A 25,832-nucleotide genomic window follows, 5' to 3' on the forward strand; every position below is an offset into this window, starting at 1 on the left:
CAATTTAAGCCGTTCTAAGACGTTTTATTTATTTCGTATAGTTTTAGTCTAGCAAACTACTAAAAACGCTTTGAGCGTTATCAGAACCAATCAGAATGAGGTGACTTAACTTCCACTTCCATCGCTCTTAATCTAGCTAACTGGTTAACTAATTCTTTATAATCCTTTTCATCGGTATCATGGTAGTTGTATTTTCTAAGTTGCTCGATGACAAAACTCTTTTTATAATCATCGAGTGTTTGGTTCATCGTCACTTCTCCTTATACTGTTCGTTTATTGGTTCTGTCGCTGCTCTTTCGGGATCCCATCCATAACTTCTTATTCGAGCGCTATAGGTATTTGCAGATATACCGTTAGACAATGCTATATTTTTGTATTTTCGATACTCTAACACCCTATCTTTATTTTCAGGGGTAAGTCCTCTTGGCGTTGTACTCGCTTCTTCTATCGTCCAACCTTTTTTAATACGGTTAACAAAATTTTGATAAGTTATATTTAGTCCGTTTTTTACCGCCTTTTCATGTTCTTCAGAATAAATTTTTGTTTTTTGCTTCGGCCGGGTTATGGCTTTCTCTAAAGGCCATCCGTGTTGATAAATTCGTGTTCTAACCAATTGTTTAGATATGCCGTTCTTTTCTGCTATTTCATAATATTTATCTAATGTTTTTCTCATCGGGGAAGTTAGTGCTTTTTCTTTACTCCAACCGTGATATATCCTTGACCTCAACGCAGTTTCTGTTATCCCGTTTTTCTCAGCTTGCTTAATATCTTTAATCGTTAACATACCTTTACCAACCCCCGAACATGGCGTAATATTTACCTTTCCAGTAACTCGACAACCTAGCGTCAAATTTATTACCTACATCTACACCGCGTCTTTTGCTGATTTTGAATTTAATAGTGATCATGGTTTAACCTCCAACGCTATACGTGCTTTATTCCCTTGATCATTGTCGATTTCCAGCAGTCCATCAGCGCTTCTTTCATTTGCTACATAATTTTCCTCATTCGCATAAAACTTCAAAGCTTCTTCGAGTTCCTCAATCCGTTCCAACAGCCCCACAACATAAACCTGTCCGTCCCTTAATTCCTGCAATGCATGTATTGCTAATTCCTTACCGGTCCAACTGCTAGGTGTAAATGGTTCTGGATATTTTTCAGCACCTTTTTTGATTTGCGTTTCTTTTACTTCATCCGTAATTTTGTCTACTTTTTTATAAAATGGATGGTTAAAATGGTTAATTAGATTTTCATTCATCCCTTAATCCCCCTTAAAAAGGTAATTCATCGTCGCTAATATCAATTGGTTGTCCATTATTAGCAAAAGGGTCCTCGTTATTGAAATTAGATTGATTCTGGTTGTTTTGTTGATTCGGTTGAGTGTTTGTTCCTGGTTGATTGTTTTGCCCTGTGTTGCCGTTATTTTTGCTTTCTAGGAACTGGATGGATTCTGCTAAAATTTCTGTAACATAGACTGTCTTTCCATCCTGTCCTTCGTAAGTTCGAGTTTGTACACGACCATCAACCCCGATAAGATTTCCTTTCTTTTGATAGTTTGCTAGGTTTTCAGCCTGTTTTCTCCAGGTTACACAGTTTACAAAGTCAGCTTCTTGTTGTCCTTCTTGATTCTTAAATGGACGATTCACTGCTACAGTAAAATTTGCCACTGCATTTCCTGTGGGTGTGTATCTTAAATCCGGATCACGTGTTAAACGGCCCACTAAAATTGTTCTATTCATCATTTGTTTTCCTCCTATAAGCAAATGCTCTAGTAATTTTTCCCTCGTCCGCTAAGTAAGCCAAAGCGTATAATATTTCCATGTACGGACGTTTAAAGCGTTCCATCAAATCCTCAATTTCCCAACCATTTTCATATAGAATGTTTATTTCATGTAACAATCCTGTGGAGAACGCATCATCATATTTGCTTGTTACATAGACAAGCCCTCCACCTGGCAGTTTTTTATCGTTCTTCCACCTTTTCATCCGATGTTCTTCAATGGGAATCATGCTATTTCACCTTTTAATTTCGCTAATCGATATTCATAATATTTCAAACGCTTTTGCTTTTCCGTTTCACTTTTATATTCACAATGACTATCGGGGCAAGGATGAAAAGTTATGCCCCATGAATGCTCTGTGTTTATTCCGCCTGTTCCGTTGCAGGTTTTACACATGGGATTCACCTTCTAACAGTTCTGGATTTTCAAAGACAGTGCCAATCTTTTTATTTCTGTTGTCTCTGTCGTGAAAGACTTCCCAAAATTTACCCTTACCATTTGTCAATTCAATTGTCTTCGCTTTATGTCTTATAAAGATTCCGATTTTAGTTGGATTGTTTTCCCCAGCCCAACCATTTTCAATAATGTCACCGAACATAAATCTTTCTAATTTCACACCGCATCCCCCTCTATCACTTCATCAATCGTCACTTGGTTCTTTTCAAATTCCGCATCAGCCAAATCCCTCAAATGCTTCTCATAACAAACAGGTCCATATCCACGATCAATGCTTTTCTTGTCTTTTAGTTTTCTTCCGCATGTAGTGCATTGCATTTACATTGCCCCCTTAGCAAATTTCCCTAATCGGTAATTATCTCCATCAATTTCCACAACCGTTGTATCTCGATTGACAATCCTGCTGAAATTCCGTTCGCCTAACTTTGCTTCCAAATCGTTGGGGTTGTAGTTTGATGTATAAATCGTATGAAGACCTTGCCTGCTATCCACGATTTCAAATAACTTTTCCCATGCCCACTCGCTTGATTTTTCAGCACCTAAGTCATCCAGAACTAAGACGTCCGTATTGTTTAACATTTCGATAATGTCACCTTCTGAATAATCGCTATCCTTGTTATAACTAGCTCTAAACTTAGTTAGCAGTTTAGGAACTGAAATGAATATCGCACTATAAGGTCTCCATTCTTCTCTGCCGTTATCATGAATGACTTTATATTGCTTTTTGATAATCTCATCCGTGATTGACTTTGCTAGATGCGACTTTCCAACTCCATAAGTACCAGAAAAGAGTAGATTAATAGGTTTATCTTTATCGAATACCTCAACAAATCGTTCCGCTACCATTTTTGCCTTTGCTTGCGACTGGTTACTAGCTTGATAGGTTTCAAATGAAGCTTGCTGAAGGTCCTTGTTGATAAGAGAATACCGATTGAAAAACTGCTTCATTTTGGCTGTTTTTAGATTGTTTAAGCTATTCAATGATTTTTTAGCTAAAGCTATATCCTCACACTTGCAACCATATTCAACTTCATCAATGGTTTCTCTTGGTGTTATCTCGATTTTTTTGCCTTTGTCTGGGCCTCCTACCAATTCCATTTCGTAAACTCTAGTTTTCATCTTGCAGCCAGGACACGTTTCCTCCCTTAGAAAAGTCATATTTGGAGTAATCTTGCCTATAACTTGACTGAGTGATTTCATTTTGTTTACCTCCATTTATCGCTTTTAATGATGGTTTATTTATAGTATTTAACCGGTCTAGAGCTTCTTCTCTACTCGTGTTTCTCATAATACCGATGGTGTAATCTTCTTTTTTTCCTGCATGAACTTCTATATGTGTTTTAAGTGCATATTCAATGACAGCAGGATCGTATTTCTTCCACTTTTCCATAGTGTTACAAATTACACTTTTTGCTACTTTTCCGGTTTTCCTAGTTTCCCTAATGACATCCCAATATTTTTTATTTAATTCATTAAAATTATTTATTGGGGAAAAGACCGGCAATAAATCTTTGATTTTTGACGTATAGTCTTTTTCTTTATCTCTTTCTATATCTTCTTCTCTTTCTTCTTCTGTACCGTCACGTGACGTCACGCTAACGTCACTTTCTTTTTTTGTCTCAATTTCAAGTTGTTTTTTTCTCTCTCGATACCTTCTATTTCGCTCTGCATTAAGCTTTTTAACACGTTCCATACCTTCAATGTTTTGATGTTTTTCCCAGTTAGAAATTGAAATAAAGGCATCTTCGTCAATCTCTATCATTCCAAACTGTTTAAACGTCTCCAGAGCCATTCTTATTACATTTAGAGGACGATTAAATATAGTTGCTAACATCTCATCTGTGTATGGGATATTCTCACTCAAATAGATATATCCACTTGCGTTTGTTTTTCCCGCCTGCGACAGAAGCTTGACCCAAATAATGAGGATGGTATCAGCTTCCGGCATTTGTTCAATAAGCCTTATTTTCTCGTCCTCAAACATATTCGTACTTAACTTTATCCACTTCACATCACTCATTACTGGATCACTTCTCCTTAGTTTCTCGGTATCTCACAGACTGCAAATCTACCTTTTACTTTTTTAATGACATATCCTGGATAGTGTTGCATATATTGTAGGATGTGCCTTTTTAATTCTTCTTCGTTTTTTGATTGCTCCCAGATCCAGTCTGGGAGCCTTACATTTGATTTGTTATGCATTTTCTTCTACTGTAAAATCTTGCTGTTCGTTTTCGCCTACTACCTCGTAATCTGCATCTATAACATCAGACGAAAATTCTTCATTTACTTCTACCGGATCCTTGCTATCCTCAACCATGCCTTTTTGCATATCAATAGAAAGGATTCCCCATTTATTTAGCATGTTACGAATAACTGTTTTCCTAGCCATAGCATCCCAGTCGTTTTTCCATCCGAAATCTGATTTACTGAATCTTTTCTTATGTTTTTCTACATCTTCTTTAGACCAATAAACTGTCTTTCTAAAACCATTAATAAGTTCAAAATAGCCTGTATACCCAATTACTTTGTCCGATGTTCTGCTTTCGAAATCTAATTCAATTTCTTCTGTAAGACGGTCCCATTTTTTCAATTCACCTTCATAAACCTCAATCACGTTTATATTGCGATATTGACCTGTTCTAAGCGCTAATTGAATGTATCCTTTGTAACCCATTTGGAATTGCGCTTTACCACCGTAAGGGACAATCCATGCATACCCTAGGTTCTTATCAACTGGAAGGTCTAAAGTAGCCGCAATCATGGCACTTGAAATAACACTCATTGGTTCGGCTTTTTGAAGCATTTTCTCGCTGTTATAAAGACCTAGTATCGATGCTGTGAATTGATTAGCGCGTTTCCCTAACACTTCCTCAAAACGATTCATAACAGCTGGAGAAGCTAGTAATTGCTTCATTGTTGTTCCTTGTGTTTTACCTACCTGGTTATTACCTTGTTTTTTATTTGAAATTTGATTTTTTAAAGTTGAATTTGTGGCCATATTATCCAATCTCCTTTACGCCGAATCTACGGCTTGTAGTTTGCTTTAAAACTGAATTATATATATCTGGATACTTACTCTTTAAAAGCTTGCTATCGACCCTATTTGACGTAACGGGCTTCCAATCAACTTGGTAGTTCTTAACGAAACCCGTTTCGGCTTCTTTTAATTCATGCTTAAGCTCGTTTTCTGTTTGCTTCGCCAATTCTTGTAACTGTTTGATGTTTTGTTTTAACTCCAAGTAGTTGTCCAGTTTTTCTTTATAACCGAAAGACAAGTCAACAATTTTTTCTGGATCCGATTCTTCATATCGTTCTTTCAAGAATTTTTCTGCTGCACTTGAACCATCTAATGCAGGTGGTACGTTCCCTAATACATGGTGATTCCAGAAGTGAACCTCCGCATCAAATATCATTTGAATAAGTTCCTCATCCCGTTCAATGTCTTTCCAAATGAATCGTTGTCCACCTACTAAAACAGCTATATAAGCGTGTTTATAACCAGTTACACCTAAATAGTGTTGGACTTGTACTAAATAGGGCGCTGGGATTTCTTCGCTTTCCCAATCTTTAGCCAAGAATGCACTAGCTGTCTTGCATTCGAGAATGGCATCCTCCCCAACAACTTTTCTATCAATGTTTGCTGTAATGAAGTTAAATTTTGGATGTTGCATCATAAAGTTGTTACGACGTACTTTTTTACCCGAACGAACTTCAAACTCTTTTGCAACTACTTCTTCAAGCAAATTTCCAAAGTATGCTGCTTCTGCTTGTGATTCTTCTACATGGGTTTGACCTGTCTTCTCTAGCCACAATTCAAATGGTGTACGATATTTATTTAATCCAAGGATGATGGAAGCATCACTTCCGCCAATTCCTTTTGTACGTTCTTCAAGCCACTCTTGGCGAGTCATTTCAAGTGTGTTTTTAGCCATTTACTTATCCTCCAATTCTTCCAGTTCTTCTAATCTATCTTTATCAACAAGAACTTCATCAAAATTGACTACAAAATATACTTCCTTGTTTATGTTGCTATCATCAATAACCAAGTTATCCCAATGTGTATCTTCACCAGTTGTTGTCTGCACTTGCACTTCATAATCCATATCGTAATCAAGTAAATTTTCAATTAACTCCCTAACAGTCATCTTATTTCCTCCTATTGTTTAAATTAGCGATTCATCGTATAATGGAAATACGATATTATTAAAATAATCTTGATTTAAAGCCCTCTGCCAAAGGGCTTTTTATTTTGCGAATTCATAAGTAGCACCTATCGCTTCCAATGCTTCTTTTGTTTCATTCATCAATGTTTCCACTAAGAAAAATTCATCTTCATATACTAGGATTTCATCACCACAAAACACTTCATTACCAAGTGCATCAATTCCGTATTCTTCACGGCGTGGACTGTAGATTGGAAAGCCTGTCCTAATTGTTCTTTCAATTAATGGATGTTCCATGTTATGACCTCCTTTTTTTATTGAAAACTTCATTAATTAACTTCTCTTTCATCGATAAAAAAATTATTGGATGATGTTGTTCTTTCACTGATATAAGCTTCAGCTTTTTCTCTTGTTGAAAACGCGCCTTCTATCGCCCAATCATCAAATGCATCTACCCAAACAACAATGTAAACTTTCACTTCCTTCTTCCCCCTTTCCCATGTACTAGGGTTAATCGCCCCTTTGTAACCGAGAACCATATAATTAGGAGGATCATATGGCTTAAATTCAGGGGAGAATTGCAGTTCTCGGCTACAAAGGAAGGACTAAACCTTCCTTGCTAGATGTATTTGTGATATAATAGGTGTACCGATATTTACTGACTCACGTTTGCAGACGTGGGTTATTTTTTTGCCTTGAGAAAGTTTTTGATTGCAAATTCACCTTTCCATCCTTTTACGACCGCCAACGCATCATCATCATCTCTATCTATCGTGTAATAACTTCTTTTAATTCCTTCAAAACGTTTTAAGAGTTGATACGCTTCTTTTTCAGAGGGGCTATTATGGTTATAAATTTCCATTTTCAACCCCATATCCAACAACTCGCCAACTGTGTAATCCCTATAATTCTTTTGCATTTCCATTCCTCCTAAAGTGAAATTATTAAAGCGAAATATACAAACACTAATGTTGCGATTCCCAACCCTAAGTAAAATCCATCTACAAACTTTTCATTCATGACAACATTCTCCTTAAAATTAATTCTGGTGTGATTCCTTCCAAGATTTTTGCCAATTTATCCATGTGTTCTTTGTTATCTTTCATCTTTTGTAATTCTCTTAAAGAACGAATAACGTTTTCGTGATAGATAGCTGCCTTTTCAAAATTTCCATTCATAGAATGTTCCATAGCTTGTGATTGGCAGTAAATGTAGCAATCCGCCTCCCTACTAGCACGTTCTAAATCTGACTTTAAAAACATTGATTTGTTCATATGAATAATCCTCCTAAAAGTAGTATTGTTCCTGTGATTAGTTGTGTGATAGGTTGTAACTGATTAACTACTTCAACGCCTGCATAAAGCGCCATTAGTACATCTGGGTTGTTAGTTATACGGCACCACTTAATTAAGTCAGCTGCCTTTAATTCCATTCGATTATTTTCTAATCTTGATATGTTGCTCCTGGACATATGTAGCTCTTCTGCCATTTCTTCTTGGCTTATGTCAGCAACAACCCTCATTTTTCGTAAAATAGAGCCAAATTCCATGTGCTCACCTCCTATGTGCGTATTCCGCACAATGATTACTGGAGTTGGGCAGTAAATCTTAGGTGACTGTCATATAATGTAATTACCAGCTTCCCTCAAGTTGGTTGTTTTGCTAGATTGTTAGATAGCTTCCTGCGATAGAAGGGATTTATATTGGTTATCCTTTGCCCATCGTTCTAAAAACGCTCGGCATTCTTTCGCAGGAAAGTACCACTTTCCACCTGTACTAAATTTTGGAAAGTCCGGATCATGGAAGAACTTATCCTGTATCGTATTCCAAGACATGTTGGTTTGTCTTTTAAGTTCTTTCGTGTCCCAAAAAGTGATTTCAAGTTCAATTTTGTTCAATCGTTTTTGTATTTCTTCCAAGTAAATTTGTTTTAATTCATCTTGATTGACTTGGATTTGGAACATTAGATAACCTCCTGTTGATTTAGAAATTTATTAATAAAGTAAATTTGACCTTTGCCAGTAATTTTAGGAGTGCGAGTCTTTTTCATTTCGCCATCAGATCCACTTCTTAACCCGTGCTTGGTAACCATAATTCCTAAGTCAAGGCTTCTTTGGGTTGGTGTGTTCCATAATTCGCCTTTTTGTCTGCAAAGATAACCATTACTTCGCAACCAATCGAAAAGACGATTTGTTCCAATATCAATACCTTTTTGTCGTAAGACAGTTGCCAAATCCTTTATTAGGACAGTGTCTTTAGAAACACTTACGGCATCAGCGTAAATCACTTTTGGTTTTTGTAATTCGATTGTTTGTTCAGCTTGTATACGTTTTTGTTTTTCTAATTCTTTTTGTTCGCGTTCTTCTTTCAAATCAGTTGCTAATTTAATGATCGTATCTGGGTTAAGAAGAACTTCTTCTATTTTTTCTGGTGTCATATATGCACCGTGTTTTCTGATAGATGGGATGACTTCATGAGTTATCCAGCGTTTGAATTGTTTCGCTTCTTGTTTACGAGATTTTAAAACCAATTGATATAAACCAAATTCATTAACAACGTTCACTTCTTTGTTTCCGAACTGGGTAGGTATTGTGTAGGTAGCTTTTTCGTCTTCGTCAAGTCCGCCCGATACATACCTATTTCCTTTTTTATCAATTCGTTCTTGACCATTAATTGTTTGAGAAATATTTTTAATTTCTAATATGTCGCAAACATCTTTTGCAACAAACCAAGGTTCGTTGTTTTTCTCGATAATTCTTAAGTGCTTACCGTTAAATATTTTTGTTAATTGATTCATTGTTATTCCTCCTCAAAGGATTTTTGTTCCTTCCTGTCGAAAGTAGTACTTAGGAAGGAGGTGTGCATTATGTCTAAAACTGATAAAGAATTAGCTGTTGAAATTGCGAAAGCTTATATTGAAGCTTCATCCAACCTTAAGCAACAAAATGGCGCTTCAAAGCCGATAGTCAAACCTGATGAAGTGTTAGGACTGATTAAAGATTTTCATGCTGAACTAAAGAAATTAGATTGATACACTTTGTTCGAAATAAGAGTGAAGAAGGTTAATAACTTTGGCGAGTTCTTCTTCGCTCCAACCCTTTGATTCAGCAAACTCAACTAGTTCTTGTGACTTTTGAATAGTTTCTCTTATTTCCTTGATGTCAATTGATAAGGTTGTTTTTAATTGATTCATTTAATTACCTCCTTGAATTTGCGATTCTACATCGATTGGATCAGTAATTTTTACTAAGTCATCAACAGCCTGTTCTCTGCTGTAGTTTTGATCAGATGATAGTTCGAATGCCACGCGTAAAATTTGCGTTTTGATATCTGACATAAACCAGGCTTTTTGGATTTCGTTTTTAAACTTCTGTTCCAACTAGATCAACTCCTTAAAGGTTTTCCCTCACCTCATGTCGAATTATGACTATGGAAGGAGGTGAATATTTATGGAACGCTATTCTCGAATTTATTCCTTTAACGCATACGGGAATAAAACTAACCTAGAAAAGACAATCAAAAATTTTGTTGATGCTGGATGGGAATTTATTGGTGATACTCCCGTTCTTACTGCTCCATTCATCAGCGTTGGTTGGCTAAAAGAAAAAGGAGAAATTATTTACCCGGATGGTTATCCCAAACCAAAATAAAATAGTCTGAATAATGGGGTAAATCCATTTCACCGGCTTTTGTTCCTGGCGCCCATACTGGAGTCCAACCCTTGGATATCATCATTTCAGCCTCTTCTCGTTCTCCCACAAACGTGATTAGGTTGAATGATTTTCCAAGATCGACAGTAAATTGTGGTTGATTCATTAAACGACCTCCTTTTCGGTTTGTTCCTTTAAGGAACCACTGTTTTCAAAAAAAATCACCCAATCAAACTTTAATGTCTTAGCAATACGTTTTGCTACTTCTACAGATGGTGTTTTATTTCCTTGTTCGATATGGGTGTAATGACTTCTTGAGATGCCGGATAACATCGCAACTTCCGATTGCGTTAAACGTCTGCTATCACGCATTTCTTTTAACCAGGTTCTCATTTTACACCTCCTAATGTTCCGTTAAGGAACCTTTAACTTAATTACATTATATGTTCTTTATAGGAACATGTCAACATATATTTAAAATAAAGTTATACTTTTAGAAACATATAGTGAAGTTACTGTGAGAAACATTTATAATGAAGGTGTTGGTATATGAAAGAGAGGAACATTTATGACCGTATTCGCCAAAAGATTAAAAACTTATAGGGAGAAATTGAAGAAAGAAGATTCAAAATGGACTCAAAAGTATGTAGCAGATAAAATCGGTTTGGCTAGAGTTACATATACAGCTTATGAAAACGGAACAAAGATGCCCCCATTTGATACAATAAATAGGATTGCAGAATTATTCGACATAAAAACCGATTATTTAATGGGAAGAACCGATAACCCTAAAAGGAAAACCACGTTATCTGAAAAAGACGAAAAAGATATTGCTAAACGCATGGAGAAAATGAAAAGAGATTTAATAGAAGGAAATGCCGAGGGCGAAGGTTTAAGCTATAGAGGCGAACCCATGAGTCCGGAAGCTATCGAATCTTTATTGGAAGCTCTGGAACACGCTGAACGAATAGCGACTTTAGCAAATAAGAAATACACCCCTAAAAAATATAGAGATAAAGAATAAAATATAGGGGGTCAATTGGATGTGGATTAAAGAGATTGTAGAAAACCTAGTAGATAAACATGGCACGAATGACCCGTTTAGAATCGCGGAGGCAGAGAACATATATATCGTTGAACAGGATTTACATGAGGAAATCCTTGGTTTTTACAAATACATAAGAAGAAACAAGTTTATTTTCCTAAATTCCAATTTAGAAAGTAACGAAAAACTATTTACATGCGCTCATGAATTAGGTCATTCGAAATTACATCCTAGAACAGACACCACATTTTTAAGAAGCAAAACACTTTTTTCAGTTGATAGGATAGAGAATGAAGCAAACCGGTTTGCGGTGGAACTTCTCATGCTTGATGAGAATTTATATGGATTTAAAAATACAAATCTAACAATCTATGATGCTGCTGATTTGTATAGTGTTCCTAAAGAAATCTGTCATCTGAAAAAATTTTAGACTCAATATAGATATATTTTACCGGATAAAAAGGAGGATTTTTTATGAAAAAGTATTTATATCTTGTGTTTACCGTTTTATTAGTTTTTATGGTTGCTTGTGGTAGCGAAAACACGTCTAATGATGCGGGTAGTAGTGAAGGGAATGAAGAAGAACAAGCAGAGGTTTCCGAAGATGATAAAAGTTCCGCTCAAAAACAGGCTGAATGGATGGAGCAACAAGAAAATGCAGATAACCAAGAAACACAAGAATTTAACGAGGATACCGGCAAAGGTTATATTGAAGATTTAGGATATGTTGAAACCGTAGGCGTTGGCTATAGCGATGAATTAGGGATTGATGGCACAGATGCACCTCTGCAACCAGTAGAAATGGGAAGTGCACAATTAGAAATAGAAGGATTAGCAATCTTAGAAGTTAAACCAAATGAAGATGCAAAGCAGTTGTTTTTTGATGATAAGGAAAAAGTGAAAGCTATTGTAGTAGGTATGAAAGCTGAAAACACTTCAGATGATGATATAGAATTCCATCCTAACAACTCTATCATGGTCACAAACACAGGTGAACAAGTGGAGTCGGATATGTTTTTGATGGGTGATGCAGGTGGAGAGTTTTTAGGCAAGGTTAAAAAGGAAGGACAAACATGGTGGATCCTTCAAGATGCAGATGAGGACATCTCAGAAGTGAAAATGATAATATCCCCTCCTTATACTATGGATGACTGGGAAGATCTAGCAGAGGAAAAACGTATTGAGTTTGAAGTTTTAAGTTGGGAAGAAGCACAAGAAAGAGATGCGAAATAGTCACAAGGTGTACATTAATTTGTACACCCTCTCTTTTACCATTGGATAGAACATACATTCTTTATAAAAGTTGCAGAATCTGCACAAAACTAGAAAGGAGTTTATAAAAATGAATATAACTTATCGGAAACACAATGGAAAATGGGAGTTTCGGATTCGATACAAGGATCCAATTTCCCAAAAAAACCGTGAAAAATCAAAGCGTGGCTTCAGAACCAAGCCAGAGGCAAAAAAAGCTGCCGAAGAAATTCAAAGGCAACTACAGGAAGGATATGACCAAAGTGGTATGTTGTTAAAAGACTTCTTAGATTTTTGGTTAAAGGAGTATAAAGAAGGTTCTGTTAGAAAAAACACCCTATCCTCTTTGCAAAACAGTGTTGATAATCATATTAAACCATATTTCGAAAATATTGAACTGAGGGATATTACCCCTGATTTATACCAAAAATTCTTAAATTACCTTTATAAAAAAGGTTTATCTAAAAATACACGATCGCGAATACACAATTGTTTTTATAGTGCTATGAAAAGGGCCGTTATTAATAAGTTGATAATTTCAAACCCTGCCCAGGTAGCTATTATTAAAGGGGAAGTTAAAAAAGAGGAAATTAAATTTATTGATTCTTCTGAAGTGGCTAGTTTTCTAACTCACGCTTATCAATACGGCTATATTTATTGGATTTTCTTTAAAACCCTAATTGAAACCGGTATGAGAAAAGGAGAAGCTGCTGCTCTTCAATGGACGGATATAGATTTTAAAAATATGACTATTACTATTAATAAAAGTCTCGATTTTCAACCTAGAAGTAAGGATGAGCTATTTGGTGACCCAAAAACATATCATTCAATAAGAACTATTTCCATGAGTAAATCTTTAGCTGATTCTTTTCGGTTTCATATTAATTATCAGAATCAAAATAAACTTGCATTAGAAGATTTATACCATCATGAACTTAATTTAGTGTTATGTAGAAATGATGGTAACTTTATGCCAAAATCCACTTTATTTAATGCTTTTGAACGCATTTTAAAACGTGCTGATTTACCTAAGTTACCTATCCACTCTTTAAGACACACTCACGCCGTCTTACTTTTAGAAGCTGGTGCAGAAATGAAATATGTTCAGGAAAGATTAGGCCACGGAAGTATGCAAATAACATCTGATATTTATTCCCATGTGTCTAAAAAAATGGAACAAAAAAATATCGCCCAATTTGAAAAATACATGGACGATATTCTAAAATAATATTTTTTTGGGGTGAATTTGGGGTGAGTCTAATTTTTACTCTTTATATTTAATACCACCCCAACATCAAAACCCTGTCATATCAAGCTTAATAGATACTCATGTACTGTTCCCTTTCCCAAGGATGCACTTGAAGTCGAAACATATCCCATTCAATCTCTTTCGCTTCCATAAAGCGTTCAAATAAATGATTACCTAAAGACTCGACAATTACTTCATCTTTTTGCAAAATATCTAATGCGCCTTTTAGTGTAACTGGTAAGTCTGCAATTCCTTCTTCTTCACGTTCTTCTTTTGACATAACATAAATATTTCTATCAACTGCAGGAGGAGGAGTCAATTTATTCTCAATACCTGAAAGCCCAGCTGCTAATAACACAGATAATGCCATATATGGATTTGCTGAAGGATCTACACTACGAACTTCAAGACGAGTACTTAATCCTCTTGAATTCGGAACACGTAATAACGGACTTCTATTTGATGTAGACCACGCCACATAAGAAGGCGCCTCATAGCCGGGAACTAAACGTTTATAAGAATTTATAGTTGGGTTTGTAATTGCAGTGAAAGCTGTTGCATGTTTAATGATACCCGCCAAGAAATGATATGCTGTTTCACTCAACTCTAAATCCCCATTTGGATCATGGAATACATTTTTTCCATCTTTAAATAAGGACATATTAACATGCATTCCAGATCCATTTACACCGAAAAGTGGTTTAGGCATAAATGTTGCATGCAAGTTATGTTTTCTTGCAATTGTTTTAACTGCTAATTTGAAAGTTTGAATATCATCCGCATGTTTAATAGCAGCAGAATATTTAAAATCAATTTCATGTTGTCCTGGAGCACTTTCATGGTGAGAAGCCTCAATTTCAAATCCCATTTCTTCTAATTCAAGAACGATGTCACGACGACAGTTTTCTCCTAAATCCGTTGGCGCCAAATCAAAATAACCTGCTTGGTCATTCAATTCTAGCGATGGATGACCTTTTTCATCTAATTTGAATAGGAAAAATTCTGGCTCCGTCCCGATATTGAAAGCATCAAAACCAAGTTCTTTCATTTTCTCTAGATTACGTTTAAGGTTGTATCTTGGATCCCCTTCAAATGGTGTTCCATCTGGTTTATAAATATCACAAATAAAACGTGCTACTTTTCCCTTTTCAGAGGTCCACGGGAAAACGACAAAGGTATCTAAGTCCGGATATAAATACATATCAGACTCTTCAATACGTACAAATCCTTCAATGGAGGAGCCATCAAACATCATTTTATTATCTAGAGCCTTTTCTAATTGACTTAAAGGAATCTCCACATTTTTAATGGTTCCAAGCATATCCGTGAATTGTAAACGAATGAATTTAACATTGTTTTCTTTAATTTGTCTCACTACATCTTCTCTAGTATATTTTGGCATTTGTTGTCCTCCTACATAAAGTTAATAGATTATTTTCTAACTAGCCAAATAAAATGTAAATTAACTTACCAATTAACGATTTAGAAAAAATCTCGAAAGCTCACCTTGTCTTAAATTTACTTGTCCTAATCTGTCTGGGTGTTTTAATTCATTCCCCAAGATCTTTCTTAGCTCTTTCAAACTCAAATCGTTATCCTTTGATTTTAGATTCTTTTCTATCTCTACTTTCGCTGATTCTTCAAGCATTAACTTTATCCCAGCTAAATTTAATCCCTTATCAAGAAGATCTTTAATTTCTAATAGTCTATCCACATCATTGAAAGAAAATAAACGTTGGTTTCCTTTCGTTCTTTCCGGAAAAACTAATCCATGCTCTTCGTAATATCGTATTTGTCTAGCGGTTAATTCTGTTAATTTCATAACGATACCAATTGAAAATAATGGCATTGAGCGACGTTCTTTATCATTCAAAAAGATAACCCCCAATACTTTTTAAAGTATAAATGATGTAAGGTTTAGTGTCAATAAATTGTTAGGTTTCCTTACATGAGGTTTATTTTACGGTTAAATGACCTGCTTCCACTAGACTTTTTACAGATTCGATAATGGCAATTTTTACATGAGCATATGTTAAGCCTCCTTGGACAAAGGCTGTATAAGGTGGTCTTATTGGTCCATCAGCAGAAAGTTCAATACTAGCACCTTGTATAAAAGTACCCGCCGCCATAATAACCTCATCGTCGTATCCCGGCATTTCACTTGGATATGGAGTAACATAAGAATTAATTGGCGAATTCTGCTGTATTGCCTGGCAAAAAGAAATCATTTGCTGCGCATCATCAAATGTTACCGATTGAATAAGATCCGTTCTTTTTTCTAAATAATCAGGTGCCGTCTGAAAGCCTGCTAGTTCTAAAAATCTTGACGTAAAAATGGCGCCTTTTAATGATTCCCCTACGATATGAGGAGCTAAAAAGAATCCTTGGAACATTTCCTGTAACATATTAAATGTTGCACCTGTTTCTTTTCCAAGACCTGGAGCCGTTAAACGATTCGCACAGCTCTCAACCAATTCTTGCTTCCCAACTATGTACCCTCCAGCTCTTACAATTCCACCACCAGGATTCTTAATTAAAGAACCAGCCATAATATCTACACCAACATGAAGAGGTTCTATTTCCTCAACAAACTCTCCGTAACAATTGTCTACAAATACAATTAAGTTTGGATTAATTTCTTTAACAAACTGTACCATTTCTTGAATCTCCGCTATTGTGAAAGATGGTCGATCATCATAGCCTTTGGAACGCTGTATACCGATTACTTTTGTCTTTTCCGATATAGCTTTTTCTACCCCTAGAAAATCGATGGCCCCCTCTTTTGTTAAGGATACTTGATTATAATCAATATGAAAGTCTTTCAAGGATCCCGAATTTTCACCTCTAATACCGATCACTTCTTCCAATGTATCGTAGGGTTTCCCTGTAATATAAATAAGTTCATCTCCAGGACGTAAAAGACCAAAAAGCGCGGTAGTTATTGCATGTGTTCCCGAAACAATCTGTGGTCTTACAAGTGCATCCTCTCCACCAAATACTTCAGCATAAACCGCTTCTAATCCTTCTCTACCCATATCATCGTATCCGTAACCACTAGTTGACTGAAAATGACTATCACTAATTCGATGTTTTACAAAAGCATCTAACACCCTTTTTTGATTCACTTCCACTATATCCTGGATATTTTTATGAATACCTTCACAATCTTTCTCTGCTTGTTTTACTATTGTTTCTAACATTTCTCCATTCTCCTCACCTAAAACTTACCAATATTTTAATTCATTAAATGGTTTAACGGATGATTCATCCGAATATACCCACTAATGATAAATTCATTTGATTGTTCATCAAACTCTTTAGCAGTTATTATTGTATCACGTTCTAATTTAGCTAACATATTTCCATCATTACTTTGAATGCTGTAGCTTTTCCATTCTTCCATCAATATTTTCTCAATTCGCTTTAACATTTTATGAAGATCATCATAATCATAAGCACTAATTAAGATGTTTGGATGTTGTATTGGAAAAAACTCCGTTTCAACTAAATCCCTTTTGTTATATACAGTAAGCATTGGAATCGTGTGAGAGTCTAATTCCTCTAGTAGTTTCATTACAGTTTTTTGTTGTTCTACTTGATTCTCCTCGGATGCGTCTACTACATGTATTAAAAAGTCCGCTTCTTTTACCTCTTCTAACGTAGAACGAAAAGCAGCAATTAAAGCAGTAGGTAGATCTTGAATAAACCCAACAGTATCTGTTGCTAAAGCTTCAAAACCTGATGGAAATTTAATTTTTCTGGTCAAAGGATCTAACGTTGCAAAAAGTTTATTCTCTTCAAGCGAATCACTATTGGTTAAACGATTGAACATGGTCGATTTTCCTGCATTCGTATAGCCAACAATAGCTATTTGAAAAACTTCATTCGTTTTTCTCCTTTTTCGATATTGTTCACGTTGTCGAACCACCATTTTTAATCTTCTTTTTATATCTACTATTCGATTTCTAATATGACGTCGGTCTGTTTCCAGTTTAGTTTCTCCTGGACCTCTTGTCCCAATTCCAGCACCAAGACGAGACATTTCAACACCATGTCCTGCTAATCTTGGTAATATATACTCTAATTGCGCCAATTCTACTTGTAATTTACCTTCTTTTGTTTTAGCGCGGCTAGCAAAAATATCTAAAATCAACTGACTTCTATCAATGATTCGCACCCCTAAAAAATTAGCTAAGTTTCTCAATTGACCTGGGGACAGCTCATCATTGGAAATGATTAAATCAATGTCCAATTTTTCTACTTCCAGTTTTATCTCTTCCATCTTCCCTTCACCAATATAGGTTGCAGGATGAATTCTATTTCTATTTTGTGTAATTACTTGTACAACGTTCCCACCTGCTGTCCTTCCTAAAGAAATAAGTTCCTCTAATGAAGAATGAAAATGTTCATCCTTCTGTGTCGGCTTTTTGACCGCAATAATTAAAATTTTCTCTTCTGGCATACATTAAACCTCTTTCTTATAAAATGAAACTCATTCAGTGGGGGGCGACGCACAGGACGTGCTAGTGCCGACGCCTGAGACAAATCATTACGATGGGACGAGTAATCGGAATCCCAGGACGTCGCGATTTTAGTTGACCTTTCATCCCACACTGAATGTTAGTTGAACTTATCAGGGCACTACTGGCTGGTGTCCCCCACTTAGATTTCTCAGTTAACTCGATTTCTTGAAGCGAGGGTCTTACAGCGAGTTAAGACGTGATAAGCGAATTATTCTTAGGTTATCCTTAACTTATTATTACACCATAGAAATGATCAGAAAACAAAAATAACCCCAGTTCATATAATGAGGTTATTTTTGTTTAAACATTATGATGACTCATTCAGCTGAATATCTTTTGCTGTAATATAAACTAAATCATCCGTTGTAAAACGTTCTTGTTCCAATAATCTTACTGCATGCATACGAATGGAATGTTCAATCACATTTCGTATAAATCTAGCGTTAGCAAAATTCCGTGATTTTTCTTGAATTTTTTTATATAAATGATTACGAAGTTCCCATTCCGCTTCTTTCGATAATTTATATTCCCTATCTGCAGCCATTTGTTTCGCAATATCCATCAGTTCATTAACATCATAATCAGCAAAATCTAAAATAAAGGGAAACCTAGATTTTAATCCGGGATTTAATCGCAAAAATCTTTCCATCTCTTGCGGATAACCTGCTAAGATAAGTACAAAGTCATTATGATGATCTTCCATATGTTTTACAAGACTATCGATTGCTTCTTTACCAAAATCCTTTTCACCACCACGGGCAAGTGAATAAGCTTCATCAATAAAAAGAACTCCACCCATTGCTTTTTGAATAATGGCACGCGTTTTTTGTGCAGTTTGGCCAATATACTCTCCAACTAAATCCGCTCGTTCCGCCTCAATAAAATGACCTTTAGAAAGTAAATTCATATCAAAGTAAAGTTTAGCTAATTTCCTAGCAACTGTCGTTTTACCTGTACCAGGATTCCCTTTAAAAAGCATATGAAGAACTTGTTTTGAATTTTTTAAACCTAATTCTTTTCGTTTTTCATTGATTACTAATGTAGCATAAATTTCTTTCACAGTAGATTTCAGTTTATCCATTCCAATAAATGCCCGGAATTCATCATCTATATTTTTAAACGGGTTATTTTCCTTATAATCGATATTTGTTCCATTCTCGACCTTCACTCTTTTATTTTCATGTAAAACTATATTGATTTGCCCATTTTTGTGACGATTTATTTGCGATTCCACACGATCACCCCTTTTGTCACTTTTAGTATACTCACCACATAAAAAAATTGTGACAAACGCCTAGGCTTTTGAATTCTAAAAAATCACAAATTAAAAACGGGCACTTATTTATGCCCGTTTGGATATTATTCTTTATCAAGTGAAATATTTTTAACTGGAGCAAAAGTTGAGATTGCATGTTTAAAAATCAATTGTTGTTTGCCCTCTGATTCTACAAGTACTGTAAAATTATCAAATGCTTTCACGATACCCCTTAATTGGAAACCATTCGTTAGAATAACTGTTACAGAAATATGGTTTTTTCTTAATTGATTTAGAAATTGATCCTGAATATTGACAGATTGCGCCATCGTGCTTCCTCCTCTTTTCTATCTATACATAATAAATTCTACTTTTTTTACAAAATTCCTGCTATATCGTCTAAAATTATATGAAACTTTTCTTTTGTATTAAAATCAGACATATCATACCAGTTTATGTTCATTTTATTTTTAAACCATGTGTACTGTCTTTTTGCATACCTTCTTGAGTTTCGTTTAAGCGTTTCAATCGCTTCATCTAATGAGATTTCACCTTTTACATATGGAACCAATTCTTTATAACCAATCGCATTCATAGATTGACAATTTTCATATCCTTTATCTATTAATCCCTTCACTTCTTGAATTAAACCTTCTTCTAACATGTTGTCAACACGATGATTAATTCGGTTGTATAACTCGGTTCTATCCATTTCTAATCCAATAAGAATTAAATTATACGGCGATTCAAATGTTTGTTCATTTTGATATTCTGTCATCGTTTTTCCAGTTGTTTCATAGATTTCTAAGGCACGAATAACACGCCTATAATTGTTTGGATGTATTTTTTCGGCTTGGACAGGATCAATTTCTTTTAAATCATTATATAAAGGGATTGGGCCTTCTTTTTCTATCCTTTTTTCTAATTTTTGTGTAAGAGCTTCATCCCTTTTTTTGTTGGAAAAATTGTAATCATATAAGGCGGCTTGAATATATAATCCACTACCGCCAACGAGAATTGGTAATTTATTTCGATTAGATACATTTTCAATATAATATTGTACATGTTGTTTAAAATCAGCAACAGAAAATTCCTCATCGGGCTCTTTTATATCAATCATATGATGAGGAATATTTTCCATTTCTGATTTTTTTATTTTAGCCGTTCCAATATCCATCTCTTTGTAAACCTGCATGGAGTCTCCACTAATTATTTCTCCGTTAAACCGCTTAGCAATCTCAATGCTTAAACTGGTTTTCCCGACAGCGGTTGGGCCCATAATAGAAATTACGGTTTTTTTCATCAGTCTTCCCCTATTTTAGTTATTTATTCATTTGAGTCATATGCTCGGTAACTATTTAGCATCCAAACATATTTTTCTAATTTCCCTTGAATAGTGATTAATAAATCTGCAGTCGGTTCATCCTGCTGTTCTTCAGCTAATGATAGACCTTTCTCTTTTATTTCACCAATTATCTGCTGATAATCTTGTATTAATTGATTGACTATTTCATTTTCCTTGTCATCTGCGTTTGCTTCCGTTAATGTTGTTTCTTTTAAATACTTGGTCATTGTCGCAAGTGGTTTCCCATCTATTGCTAGAATTCGTTCCGCTATTTCATCTAAATCAGTTGCTACCATTTCATACATTTCTTCAAATTTCTCATGAAGCGTAAAGAAATGTCGTCCTTGTATGAACCAATGGTATCGATGAAGCTTTACATATAATACGAAGTAATTGGATAGTTCCTGATTAAGAAAATTAATTAATTCTTGATTTTTGTTTTCCAAATTCCACACCCCTTTTTATACGTCCAGCTCAAGCACTAAACGGGCGCTTACGCCTTTTACCCTATTATTGCCAATAGGGTGTGAAATTTATACCTTATATTACATAACTTACATAACCCGTTTAAACATCTTTTCTAACTCATAAGTAGAAAAATGAACAATAATTGGTCTTCCATGTGGACATGTAAATGGATCTGTCGTACTTCTTAAATCTTCCAATAGACGAAACATTTCATCTTGATTTAAATAATGATTCGCCTTTATCGATCTTTTACATGACATTAATATAGCCGCATCTTCTCGAATGGATTCGACATTGATTTTTTCCTCATTCATTATTTGTTCAATCATTTCACGAATGACCTCTTCTTCAAATCCATTAGGAAACCAATTCGGATGGGATCGAATAATATACGTTTGATTTCCAAAAGCTTCAAAAAATATCCCAACTTTTTCTATTTCTTCTTTATATTGTTCGATAAAAAGGGATTCCTGCTTCGAAAATTCAAATGTCATCGGAAGCAATAATTCTTGTAATTCATTGGTAGGCTTCCCTAATTTATCTCTAAAAAATTCATATTTAATTCTTTCTTGAGCCGCATGTTGATCAATCATATATAGACCATTTTCATTTTGTGCTAAAATGTATGTTCCTTGTAACTGACCTATCGGGTACATCATCGGCACCCTTTGTTGGCTGACATTTTCAAATACTATTTCATCAGTAGTATCATCACTTTTAATTCCATCTTCATCTTCATTTATTTCATAAGTAGAAAGTGTTTCTTCTTGTTGACTATATGAAGTAGATGGCGTGATGTTATCTTTCAACGTAACTTCTTCATCCTCGGTAGGTTTCTGCCAATTCGTTATATTTTCCCTGACACTATCATTGAATTTTGGCATGGAAGCTGAGCTGCTAAAATCCATGGAATGTTGATAACTTTTTTCTTTTGGTTTTGGTTTTTGAGTCTCAGTCATTTCTGGAATCAAGGTAATTTCTCTAAATTTATGACGGATAAGTTCTTCTAATTGGGTAAAAAGTTCCTTATCTTTACTGAAGCGTACCTCTAGTTTCGTAGGATGTACGTTTACATCAACTAAAATAGGATCCATTGTAATAGACAGTACGACTATTGGTGATCTCCCAATAGGAAGTAATGTATGATAACCACGTATGATTGCTTGATTCAACGGGATGCTTTTAATGTATCTCCCATTAATCATCGTAGATATATAATTTCTTGACGCTCTAGTTATCTCTGGCTTAGCAATAAAACCTTCAATATGAAAATCTAAATTTTCTTCTTGGACCATCAACATGTTTTTCGCCACGTTCATACCGTACACTTGTGAAATAACTTGTAGCAAATCTCCAGTACCTGCTGTCTTAAATAGGCCCTTCCCATTATGTGTTGCTTCAAATCGTATATTAGGATGAGAAAGAGCTAATCGATTTAATAAATCTGTTATATGACCTAATTCTGTATGCAGGCTTTTCATATATTTTAAACGAGCCGGTGTATTAAAGAACAAATCATTTACTGTAATTTCTGTCCCTTTTCTTGCATCACTTTTCTTTTTGTCAATTTTTTTACCGCCCTCTAGTATTAATTGAATTCCGGCTTTATCTCCTTCAGAAGTTTGAACGGATAATTTACTTACCGAGGCAATACTAGCAAGTGCTTCCCCACGAAATCCTAGAGTTTTTACATGGAATAGATCACTTTCATTCCTAATTTTACTTGTTGCATGAGGTAGAAATGCACGCTCTGCATCGGCTTCCGACATTCCTTCCCCATTATCGGTAACTTTAATTTCTTCTAATCCCGCTTCCTTAATATCGACTTTGATCCATGTACTGTTTGCATCAATACTATTCTCTACCAATTCCTTTACGACAGAAGCCGGTCTTTCTACCACTTCCCCAGCTGCTATTTTATTTGCTAATGCATCAGACATTTGAACAATCTTCATTAAGGCAAATTCCTTTCTAACAGTGGTTGTTCAAAAAGTCCGGTGAAAATGACACTTGGTACTTCATCCTTCTTTTTGAACACACACTAATATTTCTCTATAGTTTTTTTACTTCTTTTTGTAATTTATATAATTCATTCATTGCATCCATTGGAGTCATATCGAATAAATCAAGCTCTTTTAAAGCTACTAGTATTTTATTCTCTGATATAGAATTATTTTCTTTCTTCACTATTTCACTAGATTCAGCTTCCTTGAAAAAGGAAAGTTGTCCAGGCTCTTCATTTACATTAGCAGGTTCTGATTTATCCCCAGCCTCTAAATCTTGTAAAATAACATTCGCTCTATCTATTAAGCCCTCTGGTAAATTAGCTAACTTGGCAACATGGATTCCGTAACTTTTATCCGCAGCACCTTCATTAATCTGATGTAAAAATACAACATTACCCTCGTATTCTTCTGCACGAACATGAATGTTTTTTAATCTCGGTAACGTCTTTTCTAAACTAGTTAATTCATGATAATGGGTGGAAAACATTGTTTTTGCATGGATATGATTATGAATATATTCCACAATTGCTTGTGCCAAGGCCATTCCGTCATACGTACTTGTCCCACGCCCTATTTCATCTAATAAAATTAAACTATTCTCTGTTGCGTTACTAATCGCGTGATTCGTCTCCAACATTTCAACCATAAACGTACTTTGCCCAGAAACTAAATCATCTGCTGCACCTATTCTGGTAAATATTTGATCAAAAATAAACAGTTTCGCCACGTCCGCTGGAACAAAACAACCAATTTGAGCCATAATTACCGTTAGAGCAAGCTGACGCATGTACGTACTTTTACCTGACATGTTTGGACCAGTAATTAATAACATGTTCTTTTCTTCATCTAATTGAATATCATTTGGAACATAATTCCCTTCATTCATGACTTGTTCTACAACCGGATGTCGCCCATTCTGTATGAAAAGTTCTTTTTCATCAAAAATTGGCCGTTTATAATTATTCTTTTCACTCACAGTAGCAAAAGCTTGTAGTACGTCAATTTGACTTACTACCTCTGCGATATGTTGTAATTCGGGGATATGCTCTTTTATTTCTTCCCTAATTTCTACAAATAATTGATATTCTAAATCTACACTTTTTTCTTCTGCTTCCAAAATTAATTCTTCTTTTTCTTTTAATTCTGGAGTAATAAATCTTTCTGCATTCGTTAAGGTTTGTTTACGTTCGTATTTTCCTTCGGGCAATAAATGTAAGTTTGCTTTCGTTACCTCAATGTAATAGCCGAATACTTTATTAAACCCTATTTTTAACGACTTTATATTCGTTTCTTGTTTTTCTTGTTGCTCCAATTCAGCTATCCATTTCTTGCCATTCTTAGAAGCATCTCTATAAGAATCAAGTGTCTCGTTATATCCTTCTTTTATAATCGATCCTTCTTTAATAGATATTGGAGGTTCATCTATAATACCCTTCTCCAATAAATCTATTATGTGTTCAGGGTAAATTAAACGATTAGCTAGATTTTTAATTTGCTCTTGTTCAAATTGAGTTAAAACTAACTTTAATTCTGGAATTTTCTCTAATGATTGTTTCAATTGAATTAAATCTCTCGCATTTACATTTCCAAAAGCAATTCGACCTGCTAATCGTTCTAAATCATAGACAGATTTCAAAATTTCTCGTATGGAATCTCGTTCCATAAAACTGTTGTAAAAACTTTGTACTACGTCTAATCTATTTTCAATCTGTTGTCGATTTAATAAAGGCCTTTCCACCCATTTTTTTAACGTTCTAGACCCCATTGCTGTGACCGTTTGATCTAACACCCATAGTAAACTTCCATGTTTACCCTTCTTGATAATCGTTTCCGTTAATTCTAAGTTTCTCTTAGAATACATATCTAAGGAAAGATGATTGTTTAGTTGGATTACTTCTGCTTTTTTTAAGTGATCAAGCGATCTTTTCTGAGTATATTGGATATAATTTAATAATCGACTGAATGCTTTCATAAGTTTCTTGTCATTTAGATTTTCGCTTAAATCCCGATATTCCGCATTAAAAGTAACTTCTTTTTGATAAGACAATGTTACATTTAATTTATCCTGCAATTGCTTTTGTAGATTTTCAGGAAGATTGGATGATATAACAATCTCTTTTATCGGTTGATTATAAAGTTCATGAACGACTGCATCCCAACCATTAGTAATCTCTGCAATCCGATTTTCTCCTGTAGATAAGTCATTATAAACAATTACATATGTGCCATCTTCAAAGTGGGATAGACTAGCAATATAATTATTTTCACCTTCATTTAGCATATTACTTTCCATAACTGTCCCAGGAGTAATCAATTGAACTACCTCTCGTTTAACCACTCCTTTAGCCGTCTTAGGATCCTCTACTTGCTCACAAATTGCTACTTTATAGCCTTTCTCAATCAATGTCTTAATGTATCCTTCAGCTGAATGATAAGGAACGCCGCACATTGGGATTGGTTCGTTTTTTCCGTTACCACGTTTCGTTAACGTAATTTCTAATTCTCTTGCTGCTTTTAATGCATCATCATAAAACATTTCATAAAAGTCGCCAAGTCTATAAAATAAAAAAGCATCCTTGTAATCTGCCTTTATTTTCATATATTGTTCCATCATTGGTGTCAGCTTAGTCATATAAAT

At 35.0% G+C, this 25,832-nt stretch carries 40 protein-coding genes; 6 read left to right on the top strand and 34 right to left on the bottom strand.

Translation table 11 applies throughout. The annotated features are described in order from the left end of the window. Positions 1–80: 80 nt before the first annotated feature. The 20 genes from A9178_RS18855 to A9178_RS02400 all read right to left on the bottom strand — a co-directional run bounded on the left by A9178_RS18855 (position 81) and on the right by A9178_RS02400 (position 9,199). The gene (locus A9178_RS18855; RefSeq protein WP_156520683.1) at positions 81–248 is read right to left on the bottom strand and encodes a hypothetical protein; all 168 of its coding nucleotides are present in this window, start codon (positions 246–248) and stop codon (positions 81–83) included. Positions 249–250: 2 nt separating this feature from the next. Next, a complete protein-coding gene (locus tag A9178_RS02325) occupies positions 251–784 on the bottom strand; it encodes a Clp protease/crotonase-like domain-containing protein (protein WP_068672301.1) in 534 nt (177 codons plus the stop codon). A gap of 120 nt (positions 785–904) precedes the next feature. Continuing rightward, positions 905–1,258, bottom strand: coding sequence for a hypothetical protein (locus tag A9178_RS02330; protein WP_068672302.1), 354 nt, complete (start codon positions 1,256–1,258; stop codon positions 905–907). 13 nt (positions 1,259–1,271) lie between these two features. Beyond that, positions 1,272–1,742: a single-stranded DNA-binding protein gene (ssb, locus tag A9178_RS02335; RefSeq protein WP_068672303.1), complete on the bottom strand. Its 471-nt coding sequence runs from the start codon at positions 1,740–1,742 to the stop codon at positions 1,272–1,274. Next, complete coding sequence (locus A9178_RS02340) at positions 1,732–1,986, bottom strand: hypothetical protein (protein ID WP_197482141.1); 255 nt, start codon at positions 1,984–1,986, stop codon at positions 1,732–1,734. Before A9178_RS02340 ends, ssb begins: the two co-directional genes overlap by 11 nt. Before the next feature lie 20 nt (positions 1,987–2,006). Further along, the gene (locus A9178_RS18860) at positions 2,007–2,177 is read right to left on the bottom strand and encodes a hypothetical protein (protein WP_156520684.1); all 171 of its coding nucleotides are present in this window, start codon (positions 2,175–2,177) and stop codon (positions 2,007–2,009) included. Further along, positions 2,170–2,397, bottom strand: coding sequence for a hypothetical protein (locus A9178_RS02345; protein WP_068672305.1), 228 nt, complete (start codon positions 2,395–2,397; stop codon positions 2,170–2,172). Before A9178_RS02345 ends, A9178_RS18860 begins: the two co-directional genes overlap by 8 nt. Then, positions 2,394–2,555 carry a DUF6011 domain-containing protein gene (locus A9178_RS19110; protein WP_197482142.1) on the bottom strand — a complete coding sequence of 54 codons (162 nt, stop codon included), beginning with the start codon at positions 2,553–2,555 and terminating at the stop codon, positions 2,394–2,396. Before A9178_RS19110 ends, A9178_RS02345 begins: the two co-directional genes overlap by 4 nt. Beyond that, the gene (locus A9178_RS02350) at positions 2,556–3,335 is read right to left on the bottom strand and encodes an ATP-binding protein (protein WP_068672675.1); all 780 of its coding nucleotides are present in this window, start codon (positions 3,333–3,335) and stop codon (positions 2,556–2,558) included. It lies immediately after the preceding gene. A 10-nt stretch (positions 3,336–3,345) separates the two neighbouring features. Next, a complete protein-coding gene (locus A9178_RS18525; protein ID WP_082918064.1) occupies positions 3,346–4,257 on the bottom strand; it encodes a phage replisome organizer N-terminal domain-containing protein in 912 nt (303 codons plus the stop codon). 174 nt (positions 4,258–4,431) lie between these two features. Continuing rightward, positions 4,432–5,238 (bottom strand): recombinase RecT, encoded by an 807-nt coding sequence (locus tag A9178_RS02360; protein WP_068672306.1) that lies wholly within the window; start codon positions 5,236–5,238, stop codon positions 4,432–4,434. A gap of 1 nt (position 5,239) precedes the next feature. Next, a complete protein-coding gene (locus tag A9178_RS02365; RefSeq protein WP_068672307.1) occupies positions 5,240–6,172 on the bottom strand; it encodes a YqaJ viral recombinase family nuclease in 933 nt (310 codons plus the stop codon). Continuing rightward, entirely contained in the window at positions 6,173–6,385 is a 213-nt protein-coding gene (locus A9178_RS02370) for a hypothetical protein (RefSeq protein ID WP_068672308.1), read from the bottom strand. Positions 6,386–6,484: 99 nt separating this feature from the next. Next, positions 6,485–6,700, bottom strand: coding sequence for a hypothetical protein (locus A9178_RS02375; protein ID WP_068672309.1), 216 nt, complete (start codon positions 6,698–6,700; stop codon positions 6,485–6,487). A 32-nt stretch (positions 6,701–6,732) separates the two neighbouring features. Further along, positions 6,733–6,882 carry a DUF7336 domain-containing protein gene (locus A9178_RS18865; RefSeq protein WP_156520685.1) on the bottom strand — a complete coding sequence of 50 codons (150 nt, stop codon included), beginning with the start codon at positions 6,880–6,882 and terminating at the stop codon, positions 6,733–6,735. Between the two features lie 203 nt (positions 6,883–7,085). Further along, complete coding sequence (locus A9178_RS02380) at positions 7,086–7,322, bottom strand: hypothetical protein (protein WP_068672310.1); 237 nt, start codon at positions 7,320–7,322, stop codon at positions 7,086–7,088. 97 nt (positions 7,323–7,419) lie between these two features. Further along, positions 7,420–7,677, bottom strand: a complete 258-nt coding sequence (locus A9178_RS02385; RefSeq protein ID WP_068672311.1) for a hypothetical protein — start codon at positions 7,675–7,677, stop codon at positions 7,420–7,422. Further along, on the bottom strand, positions 7,674–7,952 hold the full coding sequence (locus A9178_RS02390) for a helix-turn-helix domain-containing protein (protein WP_068672312.1): 279 nt from the start codon (positions 7,950–7,952) through the stop codon (positions 7,674–7,676). The genes A9178_RS02385 and A9178_RS02390 overlap by 4 nt, the downstream gene beginning before the upstream one ends. A gap of 120 nt (positions 7,953–8,072) precedes the next feature. After that, a complete protein-coding gene (locus tag A9178_RS02395) occupies positions 8,073–8,366 on the bottom strand; it encodes a group-specific protein (RefSeq protein WP_068672313.1) in 294 nt (97 codons plus the stop codon). Further along, a complete protein-coding gene (locus A9178_RS02400) occupies positions 8,366–9,199 on the bottom strand; it encodes a phage antirepressor (RefSeq protein WP_068672314.1) in 834 nt (277 codons plus the stop codon). Before A9178_RS02400 ends, A9178_RS02395 begins: the two co-directional genes overlap by 1 nt. 69 nt (positions 9,200–9,268) lie before the next feature. Between A9178_RS02400 and A9178_RS18870 the strand changes: the two genes are divergently transcribed. Next, positions 9,269–9,433 carry a hypothetical protein gene (locus A9178_RS18870; RefSeq protein WP_156520686.1) on the top strand — a complete coding sequence of 55 codons (165 nt, stop codon included), beginning with the start codon at positions 9,269–9,271 and terminating at the stop codon, positions 9,431–9,433. Here A9178_RS18870 and A9178_RS18875 read toward each other — a convergent pair. Both A9178_RS18875 and A9178_RS02405 read right to left on the bottom strand, forming a co-directional pair. Next, positions 9,425–9,595: a hypothetical protein gene (locus tag A9178_RS18875; protein ID WP_156520687.1), complete on the bottom strand. Its 171-nt coding sequence runs from the start codon at positions 9,593–9,595 to the stop codon at positions 9,425–9,427. The two genes, A9178_RS18870 and A9178_RS18875, sit on opposite strands and share 9 nt — an antisense overlap. Then, positions 9,596–9,781, bottom strand: a complete 186-nt coding sequence (locus A9178_RS02405; protein WP_068672315.1) for a hypothetical protein — start codon at positions 9,779–9,781, stop codon at positions 9,596–9,598. 70 nt (positions 9,782–9,851) lie between these two features. On the opposite strand from A9178_RS02405, the gene A9178_RS02410 reads away from it, so the two are divergent. After that, positions 9,852–10,052 (top strand): hypothetical protein, encoded by a 201-nt coding sequence (locus A9178_RS02410; RefSeq protein ID WP_068672316.1) that lies wholly within the window; start codon positions 9,852–9,854, stop codon positions 10,050–10,052. On the opposite strand, the gene A9178_RS02415 is transcribed toward A9178_RS02410, so the two are convergent. Both A9178_RS02415 and A9178_RS02420 read right to left on the bottom strand, forming a co-directional pair. After that, positions 10,018–10,218 (bottom strand): hypothetical protein, encoded by a 201-nt coding sequence (locus A9178_RS02415; protein ID WP_068672317.1) that lies wholly within the window; start codon positions 10,216–10,218, stop codon positions 10,018–10,020. The genes A9178_RS02410 and A9178_RS02415 overlap by 35 nt on opposite strands. Continuing rightward, positions 10,218–10,445 carry a helix-turn-helix transcriptional regulator gene (locus A9178_RS02420; protein ID WP_068672318.1) on the bottom strand — a complete coding sequence of 76 codons (228 nt, stop codon included), beginning with the start codon at positions 10,443–10,445 and terminating at the stop codon, positions 10,218–10,220. Before A9178_RS02420 ends, A9178_RS02415 begins: the two co-directional genes overlap by 1 nt. Positions 10,446–10,620: 175 nt before the next feature. Here A9178_RS02420 and A9178_RS02425 point away from each other — a divergent pair, with 175 nt between their 5' ends. From A9178_RS02425 to A9178_RS02440, 4 genes are all read left to right on the top strand, one after another. Further along, positions 10,621–11,076: a helix-turn-helix domain-containing protein gene (locus tag A9178_RS02425; RefSeq protein WP_068672319.1), complete on the top strand. Its 456-nt coding sequence runs from the start codon at positions 10,621–10,623 to the stop codon at positions 11,074–11,076. Positions 11,077–11,095: 19 nt separating this feature from the next. Beyond that, positions 11,096–11,527 (top strand): ImmA/IrrE family metallo-endopeptidase, encoded by a 432-nt coding sequence (locus tag A9178_RS02430; RefSeq protein WP_068672320.1) that lies wholly within the window; start codon positions 11,096–11,098, stop codon positions 11,525–11,527. A 44-nt stretch (positions 11,528–11,571) separates the two neighbouring features. After that, positions 11,572–12,330, top strand: coding sequence for a hypothetical protein (locus A9178_RS02435; RefSeq protein ID WP_068672321.1), 759 nt, complete (start codon positions 11,572–11,574; stop codon positions 12,328–12,330). Positions 12,331–12,439: 109 nt separating this feature from the next. Beyond that, positions 12,440–13,576 carry a site-specific integrase gene (locus tag A9178_RS02440; RefSeq protein WP_068672322.1) on the top strand — a complete coding sequence of 379 codons (1,137 nt, stop codon included), beginning with the start codon at positions 12,440–12,442 and terminating at the stop codon, positions 13,574–13,576. A gap of 88 nt (positions 13,577–13,664) precedes the next feature. Here A9178_RS02440 and glnA read toward each other — a convergent pair whose 3' ends face one another. The 10 genes from glnA to mutS form a co-directional block, all read right to left on the bottom strand. After that, positions 13,665–14,999 carry a type I glutamate--ammonia ligase gene (glnA, locus tag A9178_RS02445; protein WP_068672323.1) on the bottom strand — a complete coding sequence of 445 codons (1,335 nt, stop codon included), beginning with the start codon at positions 14,997–14,999 and terminating at the stop codon, positions 13,665–13,667. Between the two features lie 72 nt (positions 15,000–15,071). Beyond that, complete coding sequence (locus tag A9178_RS02450) at positions 15,072–15,446, bottom strand: MerR family transcriptional regulator (protein WP_068672676.1); 375 nt, start codon at positions 15,444–15,446, stop codon at positions 15,072–15,074. Positions 15,447–15,552: 106 nt separating this feature from the next. Next, positions 15,553–16,797, bottom strand: coding sequence for a methionine gamma-lyase family protein (locus A9178_RS02455; protein WP_068672324.1), 1,245 nt, complete (start codon positions 16,795–16,797; stop codon positions 15,553–15,555). Positions 16,798–16,832: 35 nt separating this feature from the next. Beyond that, a complete protein-coding gene (gene hflX, locus A9178_RS02460) occupies positions 16,833–18,059 on the bottom strand; it encodes a GTPase HflX (RefSeq protein WP_068672325.1) in 1,227 nt (408 codons plus the stop codon). A 368-nt stretch (positions 18,060–18,427) separates the two neighbouring features. Next, positions 18,428–19,354: a stage V sporulation protein K gene (gene spoVK, locus A9178_RS02465; protein WP_068672326.1), complete on the bottom strand. Its 927-nt coding sequence runs from the start codon at positions 19,352–19,354 to the stop codon at positions 18,428–18,430. 125 nt (positions 19,355–19,479) lie between these two features. After that, positions 19,480–19,704: an RNA chaperone Hfq gene (gene hfq / locus A9178_RS02470; protein ID WP_068672327.1), complete on the bottom strand. Its 225-nt coding sequence runs from the start codon at positions 19,702–19,704 to the stop codon at positions 19,480–19,482. Between the two features lie 47 nt (positions 19,705–19,751). Continuing rightward, positions 19,752–20,678: a tRNA (adenosine(37)-N6)-dimethylallyltransferase MiaA gene (gene miaA, locus A9178_RS02475; protein ID WP_068672328.1), complete on the bottom strand. Its 927-nt coding sequence runs from the start codon at positions 20,676–20,678 to the stop codon at positions 19,752–19,754. 23 nt (positions 20,679–20,701) lie between these two features. Then, positions 20,702–21,166, bottom strand: coding sequence for a Dps family protein (locus tag A9178_RS02480; protein ID WP_068672329.1), 465 nt, complete (start codon positions 21,164–21,166; stop codon positions 20,702–20,704). Between the two features lie 108 nt (positions 21,167–21,274). Beyond that, positions 21,275–23,143, bottom strand: a complete 1,869-nt coding sequence (mutL, locus tag A9178_RS02485; RefSeq protein ID WP_068672330.1) for a DNA mismatch repair endonuclease MutL — start codon at positions 23,141–23,143, stop codon at positions 21,275–21,277. Positions 23,144–23,240: 97 nt separating this feature from the next. After that, complete coding sequence (mutS, locus tag A9178_RS02490; RefSeq protein WP_068672331.1) at positions 23,241–25,826, bottom strand: DNA mismatch repair protein MutS; 2,586 nt, start codon at positions 25,824–25,826, stop codon at positions 23,241–23,243. Between the last annotated feature and the right edge of the window lie 6 nt (positions 25,827–25,832).

Origin of the sequence: Oceanobacillus sp. Castelsardo (genome assembly GCF_001659985.1) — a bacterium.
Lineage (GTDB): Bacteria > Bacillota > Bacilli > Bacillales > Amphibacillaceae > Oceanobacillus.

What these genes read in the sequence shown, in the direction of transcription:
- A9178_RS18855 (WP_156520683.1), bottom strand. Translation starts at nt 248, where the DNA reads ATGAACCAAACACTCGATGATTATAAAAAGAGTTTTGTCATCGAGCAA.
- A9178_RS02325 (WP_068672301.1), bottom strand. Translation starts at nt 784, where the DNA reads ATGTTAACGATTAAAGATATTAAGCAAGCTGAGAAAAACGGGATAACA.
- A9178_RS02330 (WP_068672302.1), bottom strand. Translation starts at nt 1,258, where the DNA reads ATGAATGAAAATCTAATTAACCATTTTAACCATCCATTTTATAAAAAA.
- ssb (WP_068672303.1), bottom strand. Translation starts at nt 1,742, where the DNA reads ATGATGAATAGAACAATTTTAGTGGGCCGTTTAACACGTGATCCGGAT.
- A9178_RS02340 (WP_197482141.1), bottom strand. Translation starts at nt 1,986, where the DNA reads ATGAAAAGGTGGAAGAACGATAAAAAACTGCCAGGTGGAGGGCTTGTC.
- A9178_RS18860 (WP_156520684.1), bottom strand. Translation starts at nt 2,177, where the DNA reads ATGTGTAAAACCTGCAACGGAACAGGCGGAATAAACACAGAGCATTCA.
- A9178_RS19110 (WP_197482142.1), bottom strand. Translation starts at nt 2,555, where the DNA reads ATGCAATGCACTACATGCGGAAGAAAACTAAAAGACAAGAAAAGCATT.
- A9178_RS02350 (WP_068672675.1), bottom strand. Translation starts at nt 3,335, where the DNA reads ATGGAATTGGTAGGAGGCCCAGACAAAGGCAAAAAAATCGAGATAACA.
- A9178_RS18525 (WP_082918064.1), bottom strand. Translation starts at nt 4,257, where the DNA reads ATGAGTGATGTGAAGTGGATAAAGTTAAGTACGAATATGTTTGAGGAC.
- A9178_RS02360 (WP_068672306.1), bottom strand. Translation starts at nt 5,238, where the DNA reads ATGGCCACAAATTCAACTTTAAAAAATCAAATTTCAAATAAAAAACAA.
- A9178_RS02365 (WP_068672307.1), bottom strand. Translation starts at nt 6,172, where the DNA reads ATGGCTAAAAACACACTTGAAATGACTCGCCAAGAGTGGCTTGAAGAA.
- A9178_RS02370 (WP_068672308.1), bottom strand. Translation starts at nt 6,385, where the DNA reads ATGACTGTTAGGGAGTTAATTGAAAATTTACTTGATTACGATATGGAT.
- A9178_RS02375 (WP_068672309.1), bottom strand. Translation starts at nt 6,700, where the DNA reads ATGGAACATCCATTAATTGAAAGAACAATTAGGACAGGCTTTCCAATC.
- A9178_RS02380 (WP_068672310.1), bottom strand. Translation starts at nt 7,322, where the DNA reads ATGCAAAAGAATTATAGGGATTACACAGTTGGCGAGTTGTTGGATATG.
- A9178_RS02385 (WP_068672311.1), bottom strand. Translation starts at nt 7,677, where the DNA reads ATGAACAAATCAATGTTTTTAAAGTCAGATTTAGAACGTGCTAGTAGG.
- A9178_RS02390 (WP_068672312.1), bottom strand. Translation starts at nt 7,952, where the DNA reads ATGGAATTTGGCTCTATTTTACGAAAAATGAGGGTTGTTGCTGACATA.
- A9178_RS02395 (WP_068672313.1), bottom strand. Translation starts at nt 8,366, where the DNA reads ATGTTCCAAATCCAAGTCAATCAAGATGAATTAAAACAAATTTACTTG.
- A9178_RS02400 (WP_068672314.1), bottom strand. Translation starts at nt 9,199, where the DNA reads ATGAATCAATTAACAAAAATATTTAACGGTAAGCACTTAAGAATTATC.
- A9178_RS18870 (WP_156520686.1), top strand. Translation starts at nt 9,269, where the DNA reads ATGTCTAAAACTGATAAAGAATTAGCTGTTGAAATTGCGAAAGCTTAT.
- A9178_RS18875 (WP_156520687.1), bottom strand. Translation starts at nt 9,595, where the DNA reads ATGAATCAATTAAAAACAACCTTATCAATTGACATCAAGGAAATAAGA.
- A9178_RS02410 (WP_068672316.1), top strand. Translation starts at nt 9,852, where the DNA reads ATGGAACGCTATTCTCGAATTTATTCCTTTAACGCATACGGGAATAAA.
- A9178_RS02415 (WP_068672317.1), bottom strand. Translation starts at nt 10,218, where the DNA reads ATGAATCAACCACAATTTACTGTCGATCTTGGAAAATCATTCAACCTA.
- A9178_RS02420 (WP_068672318.1), bottom strand. Translation starts at nt 10,445, where the DNA reads ATGAGAACCTGGTTAAAAGAAATGCGTGATAGCAGACGTTTAACGCAA.
- A9178_RS02425 (WP_068672319.1), top strand. Translation starts at nt 10,621, where the DNA reads ATGACCGTATTCGCCAAAAGATTAAAAACTTATAGGGAGAAATTGAAG.
- A9178_RS02430 (WP_068672320.1), top strand. Translation starts at nt 11,096, where the DNA reads ATGTGGATTAAAGAGATTGTAGAAAACCTAGTAGATAAACATGGCACG.
- A9178_RS02435 (WP_068672321.1), top strand. Translation starts at nt 11,572, where the DNA reads ATGAAAAAGTATTTATATCTTGTGTTTACCGTTTTATTAGTTTTTATG.
- A9178_RS02440 (WP_068672322.1), top strand. Translation starts at nt 12,440, where the DNA reads ATGAATATAACTTATCGGAAACACAATGGAAAATGGGAGTTTCGGATT.
- glnA (WP_068672323.1), bottom strand. Translation starts at nt 14,999, where the DNA reads ATGCCAAAATATACTAGAGAAGATGTAGTGAGACAAATTAAAGAAAAC.
- A9178_RS02450 (WP_068672676.1), bottom strand. Translation starts at nt 15,446, where the DNA reads ATGCCATTATTTTCAATTGGTATCGTTATGAAATTAACAGAATTAACC.
- A9178_RS02455 (WP_068672324.1), bottom strand. Translation starts at nt 16,797, where the DNA reads ATGTTAGAAACAATAGTAAAACAAGCAGAGAAAGATTGTGAAGGTATT.
- hflX (WP_068672325.1), bottom strand. Translation starts at nt 18,059, where the DNA reads ATGCCAGAAGAGAAAATTTTAATTATTGCGGTCAAAAAGCCGACACAG.
- hfq (WP_068672327.1), bottom strand. Translation starts at nt 19,704, where the DNA reads ATGGCGCAATCTGTCAATATTCAGGATCAATTTCTAAATCAATTAAGA.
- miaA (WP_068672328.1), bottom strand. Translation starts at nt 20,678, where the DNA reads ATGAAAAAAACCGTAATTTCTATTATGGGCCCAACCGCTGTCGGGAAA.
- mutL (WP_068672330.1), bottom strand. Translation starts at nt 23,143, where the DNA reads ATGAAGATTGTTCAAATGTCTGATGCATTAGCAAATAAAATAGCAGCT.
- mutS (WP_068672331.1), bottom strand. Translation starts at nt 25,826, where the DNA reads ATGACTAAGCTGACACCAATGATGGAACAATATATGAAAATAAAGGCA.